17 protein-coding genes are annotated in these 16,094 nt (G+C 67.0%); 7 read left to right on the top strand and 10 right to left on the bottom strand.

Annotated features, from left to right (window positions below; translation table 11 throughout):
• The first annotated feature begins 4 nt into the window (after positions 1–4).
• The gene (locus QT382_RS01415) at positions 5–790 is read left to right on the top strand and encodes a hypothetical protein (RefSeq protein WP_289252263.1); all 786 of its coding nucleotides are present in this window, start codon (positions 5–7) and stop codon (positions 788–790) included.
• Here the strand turns inward: QT382_RS01415 and QT382_RS01410 are convergent.
• Entirely contained in the window at positions 787–1,590 is an 804-nt protein-coding gene (locus QT382_RS01410; RefSeq protein WP_289252262.1) for an NUDIX hydrolase, read from the bottom strand. The two genes, QT382_RS01415 and QT382_RS01410, sit on opposite strands and share 4 nt — an antisense overlap.
• Positions 1,591–1,658: 68 nt before the next feature.
• Between QT382_RS01410 and QT382_RS01405 the strand changes: the two genes are divergently transcribed.
• On the top strand, positions 1,659–2,105 hold the full coding sequence (locus QT382_RS01405) for an OsmC family protein (protein WP_289252261.1): 447 nt from the start codon (positions 1,659–1,661) through the stop codon (positions 2,103–2,105).
• 8 nt (positions 2,106–2,113) lie between these two features.
• Here the strand turns inward: QT382_RS01405 and QT382_RS01400 are convergent, their stop codons facing one another.
• The 7 genes from QT382_RS01400 to QT382_RS01370 form a co-directional block, all read right to left on the bottom strand.
• On the bottom strand, positions 2,114–3,670 hold the full coding sequence (locus tag QT382_RS01400; RefSeq protein ID WP_289252260.1) for a methyl-accepting chemotaxis protein: 1,557 nt from the start codon (positions 3,668–3,670) through the stop codon (positions 2,114–2,116).
• A gap of 106 nt (positions 3,671–3,776) precedes the next feature.
• Entirely contained in the window at positions 3,777–3,968 is a 192-nt protein-coding gene (locus QT382_RS01395; protein ID WP_289252259.1) for a hypothetical protein, read from the bottom strand.
• Between the two features lie 133 nt (positions 3,969–4,101).
• Entirely contained in the window at positions 4,102–5,793 is a 1,692-nt protein-coding gene (locus QT382_RS01390; RefSeq protein ID WP_289252258.1) for an MFS transporter, read from the bottom strand.
• A 203-nt stretch (positions 5,794–5,996) separates the two neighbouring features.
• Positions 5,997–6,650, bottom strand: a complete 654-nt coding sequence (locus tag QT382_RS01385) for a 2-hydroxychromene-2-carboxylate isomerase (protein WP_353957247.1) — start codon at positions 6,648–6,650, stop codon at positions 5,997–5,999.
• A complete protein-coding gene (locus QT382_RS01380; protein ID WP_289252257.1) occupies positions 6,647–6,886 on the bottom strand; it encodes a DUF1289 domain-containing protein in 240 nt (79 codons plus the stop codon). The genes QT382_RS01385 and QT382_RS01380 overlap by 4 nt, the downstream gene beginning before the upstream one ends.
• A complete protein-coding gene (locus tag QT382_RS01375) occupies positions 6,883–7,401 on the bottom strand; it encodes a YbaK/EbsC family protein (RefSeq protein ID WP_289252256.1) in 519 nt (172 codons plus the stop codon). Before QT382_RS01375 ends, QT382_RS01380 begins: the two co-directional genes overlap by 4 nt.
• Before the next feature lie 24 nt (positions 7,402–7,425).
• On the bottom strand, positions 7,426–8,070 hold the full coding sequence (locus tag QT382_RS01370) for a TetR/AcrR family transcriptional regulator (RefSeq protein ID WP_289252255.1): 645 nt from the start codon (positions 8,068–8,070) through the stop codon (positions 7,426–7,428).
• A 155-nt stretch (positions 8,071–8,225) separates the two neighbouring features.
• Between QT382_RS01370 and QT382_RS01365 the strand changes: the two genes are divergently transcribed.
• From QT382_RS01365 to QT382_RS01345, 5 genes are all read left to right on the top strand, one after another.
• Positions 8,226–9,563, top strand: a complete 1,338-nt coding sequence (locus tag QT382_RS01365; RefSeq protein WP_289252254.1) for an NAD(P)-dependent oxidoreductase — start codon at positions 8,226–8,228, stop codon at positions 9,561–9,563.
• Between the two features lie 3 nt (positions 9,564–9,566).
• Positions 9,567–10,871, top strand: a complete 1,305-nt coding sequence (gene preA / locus QT382_RS01360) for an NAD-dependent dihydropyrimidine dehydrogenase subunit PreA (RefSeq protein WP_289252253.1) — start codon at positions 9,567–9,569, stop codon at positions 10,869–10,871.
• An 80-nt stretch (positions 10,872–10,951) separates the two neighbouring features.
• Positions 10,952–12,418: an NCS1 family nucleobase:cation symporter-1 gene (locus tag QT382_RS01355; RefSeq protein WP_289252252.1), complete on the top strand. Its 1,467-nt coding sequence runs from the start codon at positions 10,952–10,954 to the stop codon at positions 12,416–12,418.
• A 4-nt stretch (positions 12,419–12,422) separates the two neighbouring features.
• Positions 12,423–13,877 (top strand): dihydropyrimidinase, encoded by a 1,455-nt coding sequence (hydA, locus tag QT382_RS01350; protein ID WP_289252251.1) that lies wholly within the window; start codon positions 12,423–12,425, stop codon positions 13,875–13,877.
• Positions 13,878–13,888: 11 nt separating this feature from the next.
• The gene (locus QT382_RS01345) at positions 13,889–15,151 is read left to right on the top strand and encodes a Zn-dependent hydrolase (protein WP_289252250.1); all 1,263 of its coding nucleotides are present in this window, start codon (positions 13,889–13,891) and stop codon (positions 15,149–15,151) included.
• On the opposite strand, the gene QT382_RS01340 is transcribed toward QT382_RS01345, so the two are convergent.
• Together QT382_RS01340 and QT382_RS01335 are read right to left on the bottom strand one after the other, a co-directional pair.
• On the bottom strand, positions 15,148–15,588 hold the full coding sequence (locus tag QT382_RS01340; protein WP_289252249.1) for a DUF1801 domain-containing protein: 441 nt from the start codon (positions 15,586–15,588) through the stop codon (positions 15,148–15,150). The two genes, QT382_RS01345 and QT382_RS01340, sit on opposite strands and share 4 nt — an antisense overlap.
• Entirely contained in the window at positions 15,563–16,033 is a 471-nt protein-coding gene (locus QT382_RS01335) for a hypothetical protein (protein WP_289252248.1), read from the bottom strand. The genes QT382_RS01340 and QT382_RS01335 overlap by 26 nt, the downstream gene beginning before the upstream one ends.
• Positions 16,034–16,094: the final 61 nt, after the last annotated feature.

Genomic DNA, 16,094 nt, shown 5'->3' with positions numbered 1-16,094 from the left:
AGCCATGGCCATCAATCTCGAAAGCCTCGCCAGCATCGGCGTGCTGACGGCCAATGGCGTGTTCATGGTGATCGCCGTGGCCGGCTACCTGAAGATGAACGCCCATGAGCTGCGCCGCCAGCAGTACATCGCCCATGCGCTGGGCGAGTCGCGCGATGCCGGCCACATGCTCAGGAACACGGCCATCGAGCTGATGCGCATGATCGAGCGCGCCGAACGCGCGGTGGCCTGGCAGCGCCAGGCACTGACCCAGCCGCAGCAGAACGGAGAACCCAGCTTCGAGCTCGACGAGCCCGAGCCCGATACCGAGCGGCTGCGTGCCCTGGATTCGCTGGAAGGCGTGACCGAGCAGCGCTACGAGGAATGGAAGCGGCTGCAGGAAGTGGAGCTGGAGCGGCTGCTGAGCCAGCGCCGCCGCCTGCTCGCCGAACTGGAAGCCTCGCGCAAACGGGCCGACGAGGCCGAGCGCCAGGCCGGCCGCTCGCGCACCGAGCAGGGCCTGCAGCAGCGCAGCCAGATCAAGGCCATGCAGGACCAGCTCCAGCAGGTCCAGGCCCTGCTGGCCGACAGCAAGAACATGCTCAAGCATGCCGAGCACCGCGCCGACTCGTCCGAGGCCGAGGTGCAGACCCACCGCGGCGAACTGGAGCGGCTCAAGGCCCAGTTGCAGGAGCAGATCCAGCGCATGGAACGCGACCGGGTCGAGAAGGACTTCATCGAGGACCACCTGCTGGCCCTGGACAAGCTGGCGCGCCGCCAGCAGAGCGAGGCCACAGCGCTGGCGAGCTAGGCTCCCAGCAGCAGCTCCAGGCTGCTGACTGCGGCCGCATCGGGACTGAACTCGCCCAGTCGCGCCACCACCTCGTCTGGCTTCAGGGCGAGGAAATTGCTGACCTCGCCATCACGGTTGACCGGCTGGAAGCCGGCCGGCAGCTCCAAGGAATAGACATGCAGCAGCTCGTCATGCAGGCCGCCGGCCTCGACGCGGCGCGCATGGACCAAGCCGCGCCAGCTCAAGCCCACGCGCTGCGAAAGCGGCAGACCCGCCTCTTCCCACAGCTCGCGCCGCGCGCAGGCCAGCGGCGCTTCGTCGGCCCCCAGTCCGCCGGCCGCCAGGTTGTCCAGTGCGCCAGGATCGGTGGCCTTGCTCAGCGCGCGACGGCCACATAGCAGCTGGCCTTGCAGGCTCCAGCCATTGACATGCACCGCCCGGCTGCGCAAGCCGAAGAAGCGGAAGGCCGAGCGTTCCAGCCGGAACAGCGCCCGGCCCCGCGCCGCGCCGCGCGCATCGGCCTCGCAGCGGTAGAGTTCGTTGCGCCAGCCGGTGATCTCCCCGAGAGCCTGCAGACTTTGGGCGACCGCCCCAATCTCCGCCGACAACTCGGCCGCGGTCCGACCGCGCGAGCGCCACTGCAGGCCTTCTTCATCCAGGATCAAGGCCGGCCAAAGCTCACGCAACACGACGGCCCTGCGCTGGTCCAGCCAGCCCAGCGGGCGACCGTCCAGCAGCAGGCGCTGGCCGCCATCGGGCAAGGGCTGGCAGATGCCGGCCAGCTGACGCTGAAGCCGCAGACGGTGCTCGGGAATCATGGGCGCACGATACTGCGAGACCGCAGGCCGGCCCGGCCGGCGGATTCAACGACAGGGAGTTCCGAGCGATGAGCGAAGCCACGGTCAGCATCGAGCTGCGACAGCAGCACGACTACCAGTTCCTGGTCGAGTTCGGCAACGGCGTGATACCACTGCTGGCCGACGAACCGCCGCCGCTGGGCCAGGCCGGCGGCCCCTCGCCGGTGCAGTTGCTGGCCGCGGCCGTAGGCAACTGCATGTCCAACTCGCTGCTGTTCGCGCTGCGCAAGTACAGGCAATCGCCCGAGCCGCTGAGCAGCCGCATCACGGCCCTGCTGGGCCGCAATGCCGAAAACCGGGTGCGCGTGGTCGGCCTGCAGGCCGAGCTGCGCCTGGGCGTGCCGGCCGCCTCGCTGCAGCACCTGGACCGTGTGCTGGCCACGTTCGAGGACTACTGCACCGTGACCCGCAGCGTGGCCGCCGGCATTCCGGTCACGGTCAGCGTCTACGACTCGACCGGCACCCAGCTCAAGTAGCGGATCGGTCAGACGCTGAAGACCTGGACCGCCTGGGCCAGCCGCCCGGCCTGGTCCCTGAGCTGCTCGCTGGACGCCGCCATCTCCTCGACCAGGGCCGCATTCTGCTGGGCCACGCGGTCCAGCTCGCGCACCTGCAACTGCAGCTCGCTGATGTCCTCGTTGTCGCGGCCCGAGCTCTGGTCCAGGCTCAGCATCAGCGAGCCCAGGCACTCGATCTCGGCCACCATCTGCTGCAGCGTCTGACCGGTGGCATCGACCTGCTGGGAACCGCCGGCCGTGCGCTCGGTGGCGTCGCCGATCAGGTCCTTGATCTCGCGGGCCGCCGTGGCCGAGCGCTGGGCCAGGGCCCGCACTTCCGAGGCCACGACGGCGAAGCCGCGGCCCGACTCGCCGGCCCGCGCCGCTTCCACCGCGGCATTCAGCGCCAGGATATTGGTCTGGAAGGCGATGCCGTCGATGGTGGCGATGATGTCGCCGATGCGGCGCGCCGAATCGTCGATGCCGCGCATAGCATGGATCACCTCGCTCATCTGGCTGCCGGCCTGCCGCGCCACGTCACGCGTGCCCTCGGCCAGCTTGCGGGCCTCGGCCGCGTGGCCTATTCGCGAACGCAGCCGCTGCATCACCTCGTCCAGCCGCGCGCTGGCGCGCTGCGTGGTGGCGGCGGTCTCCTCGGTACGGCCCGACAGGTCGATATTGCCCTGGGCGATCTGGCCCGAGGCGGCGTTGAGCTCGTCCACATTGGCCCTCACCTCGCCGACCAGCGAAGCCAGGCCACGCTGCATGCTGCTCATGAAGGCCATCACGCTGCTCTGGTCGCCCTGGCGCAGCCGCACCCGCTGGTTCAGCGCGCCGCCGGCAATACCCTCGGCGATTTCGCGCACCTCGCTGGGTTCGCCGCCCAGCGACCGCATGATGCGGCTGGTGATCAGCACGGCCACCGCCAGGCCCACGCCGATGGCGGCCAGCAGCCCCAGCCAGGTCGCCAGCCGGGCATCTGAATAGCGCTGCAGCCCGTCCTCGTACTCCTGCTTGGCCACCTTGAGCTGCAGGTCGACCAGGGCACCGAGCTTGTCGGTCAGCGGATCAATGGTCTGGTACAGGCGATCACGGGCCAGGCGTTCCAGCTGGGCTTCGTTGCCCAGGGCCGCGAGCAGGTCCTGGCGCAGCAGCTCGGCCTGCACCATCAGTGGCTGGACCTGGGCGACGAGGACCTTCTCGTCGGGCACCAGAAAGGTCTCGGTGTAGGCGCGCCAGACCTGCTGGACCTGGCTGCCGGCCGCGTCTATCAGCCGCCTCGCCTCGTCCGGCGACAGCTGCTTCATGCGCAGCTTGTGCGTGGTGTCGACGATATTGACCGCATACAGGTCCGAGGCGGTCTTGAGCTGCTGCAGGGGCACGACGCGGTCATCGTAGACCGTGCGCAGCGATTCGTTGGAGCTCTCCAGCAGCCTGAGGCTGTAGAGGGCGAGCGCCGCCATCAGCAGGCTGAGGATGGCGGTGAGCAGGAACAGGCGGGCGCGCACGCTGGGCACGCGCGCGAACAAGGCGTCTAACAACATGGATTACCTCCCTAGAGATGCCCGTTCCCCCGCCCCCGAATCTGCGTCGGGTGGCGGACAGGCTGAGGCGACCCACTATATCGGCGCCCGGTGACGCCGCATGTCCTCAGTTCGAGGCGGCCGAGGCCGGGGCGCTGGCCGCGGAGGCCGGTTCTGCGGCCGAGGCAGCGGAAGCCGCCGGCTCGGCATGGCTGCCGAGGTCATGCTTCTCGCCGCCCATGTCGATATTGCCGCCGCGCGACAGGATGAACAGGGCCAGGGCGGCAAAGGCGATGAAGCCGACGAGCACTTTCCACATGACAGGATCCTCAGGGTTTGGAAATCGTAGAAGCCCCGATTCTGGCCGTGCTGCCTGACGCTGAACTGAGCGGCGACCAGACAAAAAAAGGCGGCCCGCAGGCCGCCTCAAGCTTCGTCAGATCGGGTCTGTCTCAATCGTGAGCGTAGATGTCCACGTCCTTGGTTTCCTTGACGAACAGCGTGCCGATCACCAGGGTGACGGCGGCGATGACGATGGGGTACCAGAGGCCGTGATAGATGTTGCCGTTCTGCGCCACCATCGCGAAGGCGATCGTGGGCATCAGGCCGCCGAACCAGCCGTTGCCGATGTGGTAGGGCAGGCTCATCGAGGTATAGCGGATGCGGGTCGGGAACAGTTCCACCAGCATGGCCGCGATCGGGCCGTAGACCATGGTGACGTACAGCACCAGGATGGTCAGGATGGCGACGATCTTCCACCAGCCGGACGAACCGAACGGGATCGGATCGGCCTTGGCCGGATAGCCGGCGGCCTTCATCGACTCGGCCACGTCCTTCTTGAAGGCGGCGATGGCCTTGGCGCTCTCTTCCGAGAACTTGTTGCCGCCGGCGATGGTGGTGGCGGTCGGAGCGGCGATTTCCTTGTCGCCGATCTTGACCACGCCCGGAGCGCCGGCCTGTTCCACCGTCTTGTAGCTGGCCGACGACTGGGCCAGCGTGCGCTTGGCGATGTCGCAGGGGCTGGTGAAGTCCACGTCACGCGAGACCGGGCTGCCCTGGAACGAGCATTGCGTCGGGTCCACGGTCACCACGATCTCGGCCGACTTCTGGGCGGCGGCGAGCTTGGGGTTGGCCGCTTCGGTCAGCGCCTGGAACAGCGGGAAGTAGGTGACGATGGCCAGCAGCAGGCCGCCCATGATGATGGGCTTGCGGCCAATGCGGTCGGACAGGGTGCCGAAGATCACGAAGAACGGCGTGCCTATCACCAGCGAGACCGCGACCAGGATGTTGGCCGTGGGGCCGTCCACCTTGAGCACGTTCGACAGGAAGAACAGCGCGTAGAACTGGCCCGAATACCAGACCACGGCCTGGCCGGCGGTCAGGCCCACCAGCGCCAGGATCACGATCTTCAGGTTCTTCCACTGGCCGAAGGACTCGCTCAGCGGCGCCTTGGAGGTCTTGCCTTCCGACTTCATCTTCTTGAAGGCGGGCGACTCGTTCATCGACAGGCGGATCCAGACGCTGATGCCCAGCAGCAGGATGGAGACGATGAACGGGATGCGCCAGCCCCACTTGGCGAACTCATCCTCGCCCAGCGAAGTACGGGTGCCCAGGATCACCATCAGCGACAGGAACAGGCCCAGCGTCGCCGTGGTCTGGATCCACGAGGTGTAGGCGCCGCGCTTGCCATGCGGAGCATGCTCGGCCACATAGGTGGCAGCACCGCCGTACTCACCACCCAGGGCCAGGCCCTGCAGCATGCGCAGGCCGATCAGGATGACCGGGGCGGCCACGCCGATGGAGGCATAGCTGGGCAGCAGGCCGACGATGAAGGTCGACAGGCCCATGATCAGGATGGTCACCAGGAAGGTGTACTTGCGACCGATCATGTCGCCCAGGCGGCCGAACACCAGCGCGCCGAAGGGGCGCACGATGAAGCCCGCGGCAAAGGCCAGCAGCGCAAAGATGAAAGCGGCCTGCGGGTCCAGGGCGCTGAAGAACTGCTTGGCGATGATCGGCGCCAGCGAACCGTAGAGGTAGAAGTCGTACCACTCGAACACGGTGCCCAGCGACGAGGCGAAGATGACCTTCTTTTCCTCGCCGGTCATCGGCGTGTTGGTGGAAACCGCGGATGCAGTTGCCATGCTTGTCTCCGGTAGAGCTTTCATATTGCGTGAACCACCGCCCGGTGATTCCACGCCGCGATCTTGGTCGCGCGCTCTGACCGGTCTCTGACGCCAAGCTGAACCCTGGCTGACAAACCCGGCAGCAACCCTAGGGTTGAATTTCTCGATGTGAGAAATAGTGGGCAGGCGCGGGTTTGTCCCAGGCCGCCTGCCCGGCCCCGTCAATGTCTGACCACACCTGGCCGTGGCGCCCCGGCAGCGTCCCAATCAGGACCCTCGAACCAGGCGTCGCCGCGCAAGGCTGCGGCCACCATGGGCAGCGAATCCAGGCCCCAGAAGAGGCGGCCGTCCAGCTCTATCGTGGGCACGCCGAACACGCCCTTGAGCAGCGCCTCCTCGGTGGCTTCGCGCAGCCTGACCTTGATCGCCTCGCTGGCCGGATCCTGGCGCGGGGCCAGGTCTTGCCTGAGGGCCGCCAGGCGCTGCGGATCGGCCGCATCGGCACCACCGGAACGCCAGACATGCCGGAGGATCTTCTCGACCTGGTGGCGATTCGGCGTGTTGCCCGGCTCGCCGCAGGCCCAGGCCAGGCGCAAGAGCGGCAGCGGGTTGAACGGATGCTGGACCGGCGTCTGCATGGGAATGCCCAGCTGCTGGGCTGCCCAAGCGATCTGGCGGAAGGTCCACTTGCGCTTGCTCTCGATCTCGGCCGGGCCCTTCTGGCCATGGGCCATCAGGAGGCCGGCGAACAGGATGGGCACATAGTCGACCTGGTAGCTGCCGCAGTCGGCCAGCGCTTCGGGCAGGCGCTCGAAGGCCAGGGCGGCGTAGGGCGAGATCGGGTCGAAATAGAAGCGCAGAGTCTTGATCGTCATGGCAGGTCTTCCTCGGCGGCAATGAACACACCCTGCCCGGCCAGGTGCTCGCGGCGCGCCGGCAGCAGGGCCCAGACGGCACGCTTGCCGGCATCGTCCATGCGCGACCAGCCGGCGATCTCGTCAATGGTGCGGGCGCAGCCTTCGCACAGGCCGCTGGCCGCATGCATGCGGCAGATGTTGATGCAGGGCGAAGCCACGCCTATGGCCACGGGGGGTGGGCAGGGATTCATCATGCGGCCACCTGAACGACGTCGATCACCGGCGCACCGGTCAGCGCTTCCAGCTCGGCCGGTGTCATCTTGAACACACCGTTGGGATGGCCGGCGGCGGCCCAGATGACGTCGAAGCGGAACAGCTCCTGATCGACGAACAGCTGCGGCACCGCATGGCCCTCGGCCGGTGCAAAACCCAGCGGCGAAACGCCGCCGATCGAGAAGCCTGTGCGTGCCTTGACGAAGTCGGCATCGGCACGCGACAGCGGGCCGGTCAGTGCCTTGAGCTTCTTCTCGTCGACCCGGCGGTCGCCCGAGGCGATCACCAGCACGGCCTGGTCGTCGGCCTTGCGGCGGAACACCACGGACTTGGCGATCTGGCCCAGGCTGACGCCCAGCGCGTCGGCCGCTTCCTGCGAGGTACGGGCGGCGACTTCCAGCCAAAGCGGCTGATGGGGATGGGACTTGCCGGTCAGCGCCTGGCTGACCCGCTGAAAGCCCTCGGGGCGGTTCGTATTGACTGTCTCGTCTTGCATGGGCGGCATTCTCGCCCGGTCGCTTCAAGCCTGCAGGGCGGCCAGCACCTGCTTGAGGATCACGTCCTCGGCCGCCTTGAAATCGTCGCCGTCCAAGGCCGGCTTGCCCAGCAGGATGGCGAACTGTGCACCCAGGTCGGCATAGGCCTGGGTGCTGGCCCAGAGGCTGAACATCAGGTGGCGGAAGTCCAGGCTGGCGATGCGCCCTTCACGGGCCCAGCGCTCGAAGGTCTTCACGTCGGCATTCAGGGCCGGCAGCACGCGGGCCTCGATGGCGTCGCGAAAGCGCGGAGCGCCGGCCATCACCTCGCGGGCAAAGACCTGGGAGCCGGCCGGCCGCTCGCGCGAGAAGCGCAGCTTGGCTGCCACGTAGTCGCGCATCGCCGCTTCGGGGTCGGTGCCGGCGACTATGCCGTCCATGCGCGCCAGCCATTCGGCCAGCACGTCTTCCAGCACGGCACGGTAGAGGCCGTCCTTGCTGGGGTAGTAGTAAAGCAGGTTGTGGCGGCTCAGGCCCAGGCCGGCGGCGATCATCTCCAGCGAGCTGCCCTCGAAGCCGTACTGGGCGAACTGGCGTTCGGCCTCGGCACGGATCTGGGCTTCCTTGCGGATGCGCGCCTGGCGCGGCGGGCGGGGACTGCTGGCGGTCTTCTTGGCAATCGAGGGCATGGCGCGGATTATCTCGACAGCGGATCAGGCCCCGATCTCAGCACGCCATCCGCTGTACGCCATGCGGGAATTTACCAACTGGTGATTTTTTACTAATCAGTAAATTATTCACTTGTTGCGGCTGCGGCCGCGCAAGCCCAGCCAGGAGCCCTTCGATGGACCAGAACCAGCCAGGCCTGCATCCCGGACGCCTCGCGCCCGAGCAGTATGCAAAGAACTTCGGCGATGCCCACCCGCCGCTGAACCGCACCCAGGCGCTGATCGAGGCCGAGCGTTGCTACTACTGCTACGACGCGCCCTGCACCACCGCCTGTCCCACGGGCATAGACATCCCCAGCTTCATCCAGCGCATCGCCCAGGACAATGTCCGCGGCGCGGCGCAGACCATCCTGGAGGCCAATCCGCTGGGCGGCATGTGCGCCCGGGTCTGCCCCACCGAGGTGCTTTGCGAGCAAGGCTGCGTGCGCAACACCAACGAGAGCAAGCCGGTCGAGATCGGCATGCTGCAGCGCTACGCGACCGACGGGTTCTTCGCCAAGCCCGGCGCTCCGCTGTTCACCCGCGAGCCCGCCACGGGCAAGAAGGTGGCCGTGGTCGGCGCCGGCCCGGCCGGCCTGGCCGCCGCCCATGGCCTGGCCCGGCGCGGCCATGCCGTCACCCTGATAGACGCCAATCCCAAGCTCGGCGGCCTGAACGAGTACGGCCTGGCCACCTACAAGACCGCCGGCGACTTTGCGCAGAAGGAAGTCGAATGGCTGCTGTCGATCGGCGGCATCGAGGTGCGGCACGAGACCGTGCTGGGCCGCGACGTCACGCTGGCCCAGTTGGTCGAGCTGCATGACGCTGTCTTCCTGGGCCTGGGCCTGGCCGGCGTCAATGCGCTGGGCATCAACGAGCCTTCGGTCAAGGGCCTGGCCAATGCCGTGGACTTCATTGCCGAGCTGCGCCAGGCCGACAAGCCGGACAGCGTGCCGGTGGGCCGCAAGGTCATCGTCATAGGTGGCGGCATGACCGCGGTCGATGCCTCGGTGCAAAGCCGCTTGCTCGGTGCCCGCGAGGTGACCATGGTCTACCGCCGCGGCGAGGAAGGACTGAGCGCCTCAGGCTACGAGCAGGACTGGGCACGCAAGAACGGCGTCACGCTGCGACTCTGGGCCACACCGAAGGAGATAGTCGCCAGCGGCGGCAAGGTCAGCGGCGTGCGTTTCGCCGTCACCAAGACCGAGGGCGGCAAGCTGGTCGAGACCGGTGAGGAATTCGTGCTCGAGGCCGACATGGTGCTGAAGGCCATTGGCCAGAGCTTCGAACCGGCCGACGTTCCCGCCATCGAGCTGAAGGGCGGCCGCATCGCCACCGACGAGCAGGGCCGCACCAGCCATGCCAAGGTCTGGGCCGGCGGCGACTGCCGCTTCGGCGGGCGCGACCTGACGGTCGAAGCCGTGGAGCACGGCAAGCAGGCCGCCATTTCCATTGATGCCGCATTGAGGAGCTGAGCCATGGCCGACATCAGCAGCAATTTCCTGGGCATCAAGAGCCCGAACCCGTTCTGGCTGGCCTCGGCGCCGCCGACGGACAAGGAGATCAACGTCAACCGCGCCTTCGAGGCCGGCTGGGGCGGCGTGGTCTGGAAGACGCTGGGCGAGGACCCGCCGGTGGTCAACGTCAGCGGCCCGCGCTACACGACGCTGATGAGCCAGGACCGGCGCGTGATCGGGCTGAACAACATCGAGCTGATCACCGACCGGCCGCTGCAGGTGAACCTGGACGAGATCGCCCGGGTCAAGCGCAATTGGCCGGACCGCGCCCTGATCGTGTCGCTGATGGTGCCGTGCCTTGAAGCGAGCTGGAAGAACATCCTGGTGCGCGTCGAAGACAGCGGCGCCGACGGCATCGAGCTGAACTTCGGCTGCCCGCACGGCATGAGCGAGCGCGGCATGGGCTCGGCCGTGGGCCAGGTGCCCGAGTACATCCAGATGGTCACGGCCTGGTGCAAGCAGTATTCCAAGCTGCCGGTGATCGTGAAGCTGACGCCCAACATCACCGACGTGCGCCACCCGGCCCGTGCGGCCAAGGCCGGCGGCGCCGATGCCGTGTCCCTGATCAACACGATCAACTCCATCATCGGCGTGGACCTGGACCGCATGGTGATGAACCCCAGCACCGACGGCTGGGGCTCGCATGGCGGCTACTGCGGTCCGGCCGTGAAGCCGATCGCGCAGAACATGGTGGCCGAGATCGCCCGCGACGCGCAGACCGCCGGCTTGCCGATCTCCGGCATCGGCGGCATCACGACCTGGCGCGACGCGGCCGAGTTCATCGCCCTGGGCTGCGGCACGGTGCAGGTGTGCACCGCCGCGATGGTCTATGGCTTCAAGATCGTGCAGGACATGTGCTCTGGCCTCTCGAACTACATGGACGAGAAGGGCTACAAGAACATCGACGAGATGCGCGGCCTGGCCGTGCCCACGGTCAAGAACTGGAACCAGCTCAACCTGAACTACACCGAGAAGGCGGTCATCAACCAGGACAGCTGCATCCAGTGCGGCCGCTGCCATGTGGTCTGCGAAGACACCTCGCACCAGGCCATCTTCGCGACCAAGAATGGCAAGCGCCACTTCGAGATCAACGAGGCGGAATGCGTGGGTTGCAACCTCTGCGTCTCGATCTGCCCGGTGCCCGACACCATCACCATGCGCAAGCTGGCCCCGGGCGAACTGGACCAGCGCACCGGCCAGCCGGTGAAGGCCGAGTACGCCAACTGGACGACGCATCCGAACAACCCGATGCGCTCGACCGCCTGAGCCGGGTTTACCGCCTAGCGCCAAGCACAGACAGGCACAAACATTGCGACGCCTCGTGACACCCTTATAGGAGCGGACGGATGACGCAGCAGACCAGCCAGCAACTCTGGAACGAAGACCTGGCGCCCACCACCCAGGCGCAGCGGACCTGGCGCTGGTACCACTTCGCGGCCCTGTGGGTGGGCATGGTGATGTGCATCCCGGCCTACACGCTGGCCGCGAGCCTGATCGACTCGGGCATGAGCGCCTACCAGGCCGTGCTGACCGTCTTCCTGGGCAATGTCATCGTGCTGGTACCCATGCTCTTGATCGGCCATGCCGGCGCCAAGTACGGCATCCCGTACGCGGTGCTGGCACGAGCCTCGTTCGGCACCCAGGGGGCCCGGCTCCCTGCCCTGCTGCGCGCCCTGGTCGCCTGCGGCTGGTACGGCATCCAGACCTGGTTCGGCGGCATGATGATCTACACCCTGCTGGGCGTGCTGATCGGCCATCCGCTGGAGGGCGACAAGCTGCCGGGCCTGGGCATCAACCTGGGGCAGCTGCTGTGCTTCCTGGGCTTCTGGCTGGTGCAGTTCTACTACGTGGTCCACGGCATCGATGCGATCCGCAAGCTGGAGACCTACACCGCGCCGATCAAGATCCTGATCTGCTTCGTGCTCTTGTGGTGGGCCTATGACAAGGCCGGCGCTGCATCTGGAGGATTGGGCCCCATCCTGGACCAGCCCTCGCAATTCGTCGAAGGCGGCAAAAAGGCCGGACAGTTCTCCGCCGTCTTCTGGCCGTCTCTCACGGCCATGGTCGGCTTCTGGGCCACGCTGGCCCTGAACATCCCCGACTTCACCCGCTTCGCCAAGTCGCAGAAGGACCAGGTCGTCGGTCAGGCCATCGGCCTGCCCGGCCCCATGGGCCTGCTGGCAGCGCTGGCGGTCTTCGTAACCTCGGCCACCGTGGTGATCTACGGCAAGGCGATCTGGGACCCGGTGGACTTGTCCAGCCGCATGACCGGCGCCGCCGTCCTGATCGCCTTGATCGTTCTCTTGATCGACACGGTCAGCGTCAACCTCGCGGCCAATCTCGTCGGCCCGGCCTACGACTTCTCGGCCCTGAACCCCAAGGCCATCAGCTACAAGACCGGCGGCTACATCACGGCCGGCATCGCCATCGTGATGATGCCCTGGAAAATCCTCGAGTCGACCCAGGGCTACATCTTCACCTGGCTGATCGGCTACTCGGCCCTCTTGGGTCCGGTGGCCGGCATCCTGATCGTCGACTACTACCTGCTGCGCAAGACCGAGCTGAAGGTGGACGAGCTCTACCGCGACAACGGCCGCTACCGCTACTCGAACGGCTGGAACTGGGCCGCCGTCGCCGCCTTCGTGCTGGGCGTGGCGCCCAATGTGCCGGGCTTCCTGAATGCCGCTTTCCCGGCCGCATTCCCCGAGGTGGCGATGGTCTTCAAACAGGTCTATACCTATGCATGGTTCGTGGGACTGGCGATTGCCGCCGTCGTCTACTACGGGGCCATGGCGATGAAACGCAAGGAGTGATGTCATGACTGCAAAGGCCCTGCTGATACGCGGCGGCACCGTCGTCAATGCCGACCGGGAGTTCACTGCCGATGTGCTTTGCGTGGACGGCCAGATCGCCGCCATCGGCGAGCGCGCCGCGCGCGAAGCGCCGACCGGCTGCGAGACCCTGGACGCCTCGGGGCAGTACCTGCTGCCCGGCGGCATCGACCCGCATACCCACATGCAGCTGCCTTTCATGGGCACGGTGACACAGGACGATTTCTTCAGCGGCACGGCCGCGGCGCTGGCCGGCGGCACCACGTCCATCATCGACTTCGTGATCCCGAATCCGCAGCAGCCGCTGATGGAGGCCTACCAGCAATGGCGAGGCTGGGCCGAGAAGTCGGCCGCCGACTACGGCTTCCATGTGGCCGTGACCTGGTGGAGCGAAGGCGTGCACGCCGACATGGGCAAGCTGGTGCACGAGGAAGGCATCAACAGCTTCAAGCACTTCATGGCCTACAAGAACGCCATCATGTGCGACGACGAGACCCTGGTGAACAGCTTCAAGCGCTCGCTGGAGTTGGGGGCCATGCCCACGGTCCATGCCGAGAACGGCGAACTGGTCTACCTGCTGCAGGCCGAGGTGGCCAAGATGGGCATCACCGGGCCCGAGGGCCATCCGCTCTCGCGGCCGCCCATGGTCGAAGGCGAAGCGGCCAACCGCGCGATCGCGATTGCCGATGTACTGGGCGTGCCGATCTACATCGTGCATGTGAGCTGCATCGAAGCGGCCGAGGCCATCGCGCGTGCACGGGCTCGTGGCCAGCGGGTCTACGGCGAGGTCCTGGCCGGCCATTTGCTGATCGACGACAGCGTCTACCGCCATCCCGACTTCGCCACCGCGGCGGCCTATGTGATGAGCCCGCCGTTCCGCCCCAAGATCCACCAGGAGTTCCTGTGGCGCGGCCTGCAGTCGGGCCAGCTGCACACGACGGCGACCGACCACTGCACCTTCTGCGCCTCGCAGAAGGCCGCCGGCAAGGAGAACTTCGCCAAGATCCCCAACGGCTGTGGCGGCGTCGAGGAGCGGCTGGCGGTGATCTGGGATGCCGGCGTCAACAGCGGCCGGCTCACGCCCAGCGAGTTCGTCGCCATCACCTCGGCCAACACGGCCAAGCTGTTCAACATCTATCCGCGCAAGGGCTGCATCGCCGAGGGCGCCGATGCCGACCTGGTGCTGTGGGATCCGCAGGGCACGAAGACCATCTCGGCCAAGACCCATCGCTCGAGGAACGACTTCAACATCTTCGAGGGCCGCCAGGTGCGCGGCATAGCCAGCCACACGGTTTCGCAGGGCAAGCTGGTCTACGCCAACGGCGACCTGCGCGCGGTGCAGGGTGCCGGCCGCTACATCAAGCGCCCGGCCTTCGGCCCCAACTTCACCGCCGCCAAGGCCCGCTCGCAAGACCTGGCACCGACCGCCGTCGCGCGTTGAAAGGAATTGCCATGGACATGAAGACCAAGCCTGCCTTGCAAGACCTGCGCATCAACGGCCAGCGCCTCTGGGACTCGCTGATGGAGCTGGCGCAGATCGGTGCCACGCCCAAGGGCGGCGTCTGCCGCCTGACCCTGACCGACCTAGACAAGCAGGGCCGCGACCTGGTGCTGGGCTGGGCCCGCGAGGCGGGCATGACGGTCACCATCGACAAGATAGGCAACGGCTTCATGCGCCGCCCCGGCCGCAACAACGCCCTGCCCCCGGTGATGACCGGCAGCCATATCGACACCCAGCCCACCGGCGGCAAGTTCGATGGCAACTACGGAGTGCTGGCGGGCATCGAGGTTGTACGCACACTCAATGACCTTGGCATAGAGACCGAGGCGCCCATCGAGGTGGCTTTCTGGACCAACGAGGAAGGCTCGCGCTTCGTGCCGGTGATGATGGGCTCAGGCGTGTTCGCCAAGGCCTTCACGCTGGAGCACGCCTATGCCGCGACAGACACCGAAGGCAAGACGGTCAAGGGGGAACTGGAACGAATAGGCTACATCGGCGACGAAGAACCCGGCGCCCATCCCATAGGCAGCTACTTCGAGACCCACATCGAGCAAGGGCCGGTGCTGGAAGACCACGACGTCACCATCGGCGTGGTGACCGGCGTGCTGGGCATCAAGTGGTACGACTGCGTGGTCACCGGCATGGAAGCGCATGCGGGCCCCACGCCGATGGCGCTGCGCAAGGACGCGCTGCAGGTTGCTACCAAGCTCATGCAGGAAGTGGTGGCCATTGCCCACCGCTATCCGCCGCATGGCCGCGGCACGGTCGGCATGGTCCATGTGCATCCGAACAGCCGCAACGTGATACCGGGGCGTGTCAAGTTCAGCATCGACCTGCGCAACGCCACCGACGAACTGGTCGAGCGCATGGATGCAGACATCCGCAAGGCCGTGGTTGATGCCAGCGCAGAGAGTGGCCTGCCGATCACGATAGAGCTGGTGTCGCACTACCCGGCCGCGCCCTTCCATGCGGATTGTGTGGCCGCCGTCGGCAAGGCCGCGGCAGCGCTGGGCTACTCGAACATGCCGGCCGTTTCAGGCGCGGGACATGACGCCGTCTACATGGCGCGGCTGGCGCCGGCCGGGATGATCTTCATTCCCTGCAAGGACGGCATCAGCCACAACGAGATCGAGGACGCCAAGCCCGAGCACATCACCGCGGGCTGCAATGTCTTGCTGCACGCCATGCTGGAGCGCGCCGGCATCGCCGGCTAGGCAGATTCGGCCAAGCGCCGACGCATGTCGGCGTAGGCCGCGGCGATCAGCGCCTTCACGGCGCCCTCATCGATGGGCTCGCCCGGCCGCAGCTTGATGTGCCGCATGAAGCGGCCACTGCCCTCCAGCAGGCCCTGAGGATCGGGCAGTTCGGCACCGCGGAAGAAGCCCAGGTTCAGATGGGCTGTGAACACATTGACGTAGGCGAAGCCGGCGTCGCTGACACAGGCCGTGGGATGGCCGTCATGCAGCAGTTCCATCACCTCGTCGCCGCAGGCGCGGACGACGGCGAACCACTGCCCGGCCAAGGCGCCCAGTTCGCCGGCATGGGCCTCAAACCAGGCCCGCACGTCCGGGTCTTCGCGCCGGCCATCGGGGAACATCAGCAGCCGGCGTGTCAGGGCGGCGGTTTCAGCGGTCGTCGCGGTCCTTGCCATGGCCCTTGCCGTGGCCCTTGCCCTTGCCATGGCCGCGGTCGTCATCACCGCGCCGGTCGTCACGGCGGCCATCACGCCGGTCGTCCTCGCGCCAGCGGCCGGCGTCGCGGTCGTAGTGGTCGCGGTAGCGCGGCACGTATTCGCGCTCATACCAGTCGTCGCGGACGAAGTAGACCGGCACGCCACAGGCGTTGTAGTGGTGGCAATGCTTGCGCCAGTCCTTCTGGTGGCCGGGCGGCACGCGCAGGTAGATGGGCGCCGGGCGCACGGCCACGCGCTCGATGATCATCGGCTCCACGTTGTAGTAGCGCGGCTGCATGTTGCCGATATCGATGCGGCCATAGAAGCCGGGTTGGCCGATGCTGATGGACACGCCGACGTCGGCAGCCATGGCGGCCGAGGCGCCCAGCAGCATCAGGGAGGCAAGAACAAGACTGCGTTTCATGGTGGTACTCCTGTGCACGCAATTTTCAACGCCGCCATGCGCATCCGGTGGACAGGGAAAC

This window comes from Pelomonas sp. SE-A7 (assembly GCF_030345705.1).
Lineage (GTDB): Bacteria > Pseudomonadota > Gammaproteobacteria > Burkholderiales > Burkholderiaceae_C > JAUASW01.
The sequence above is the reverse complement of the archived record's forward strand: the minus strand, read 5'-3'. Positions and strand labels throughout refer to the sequence as shown.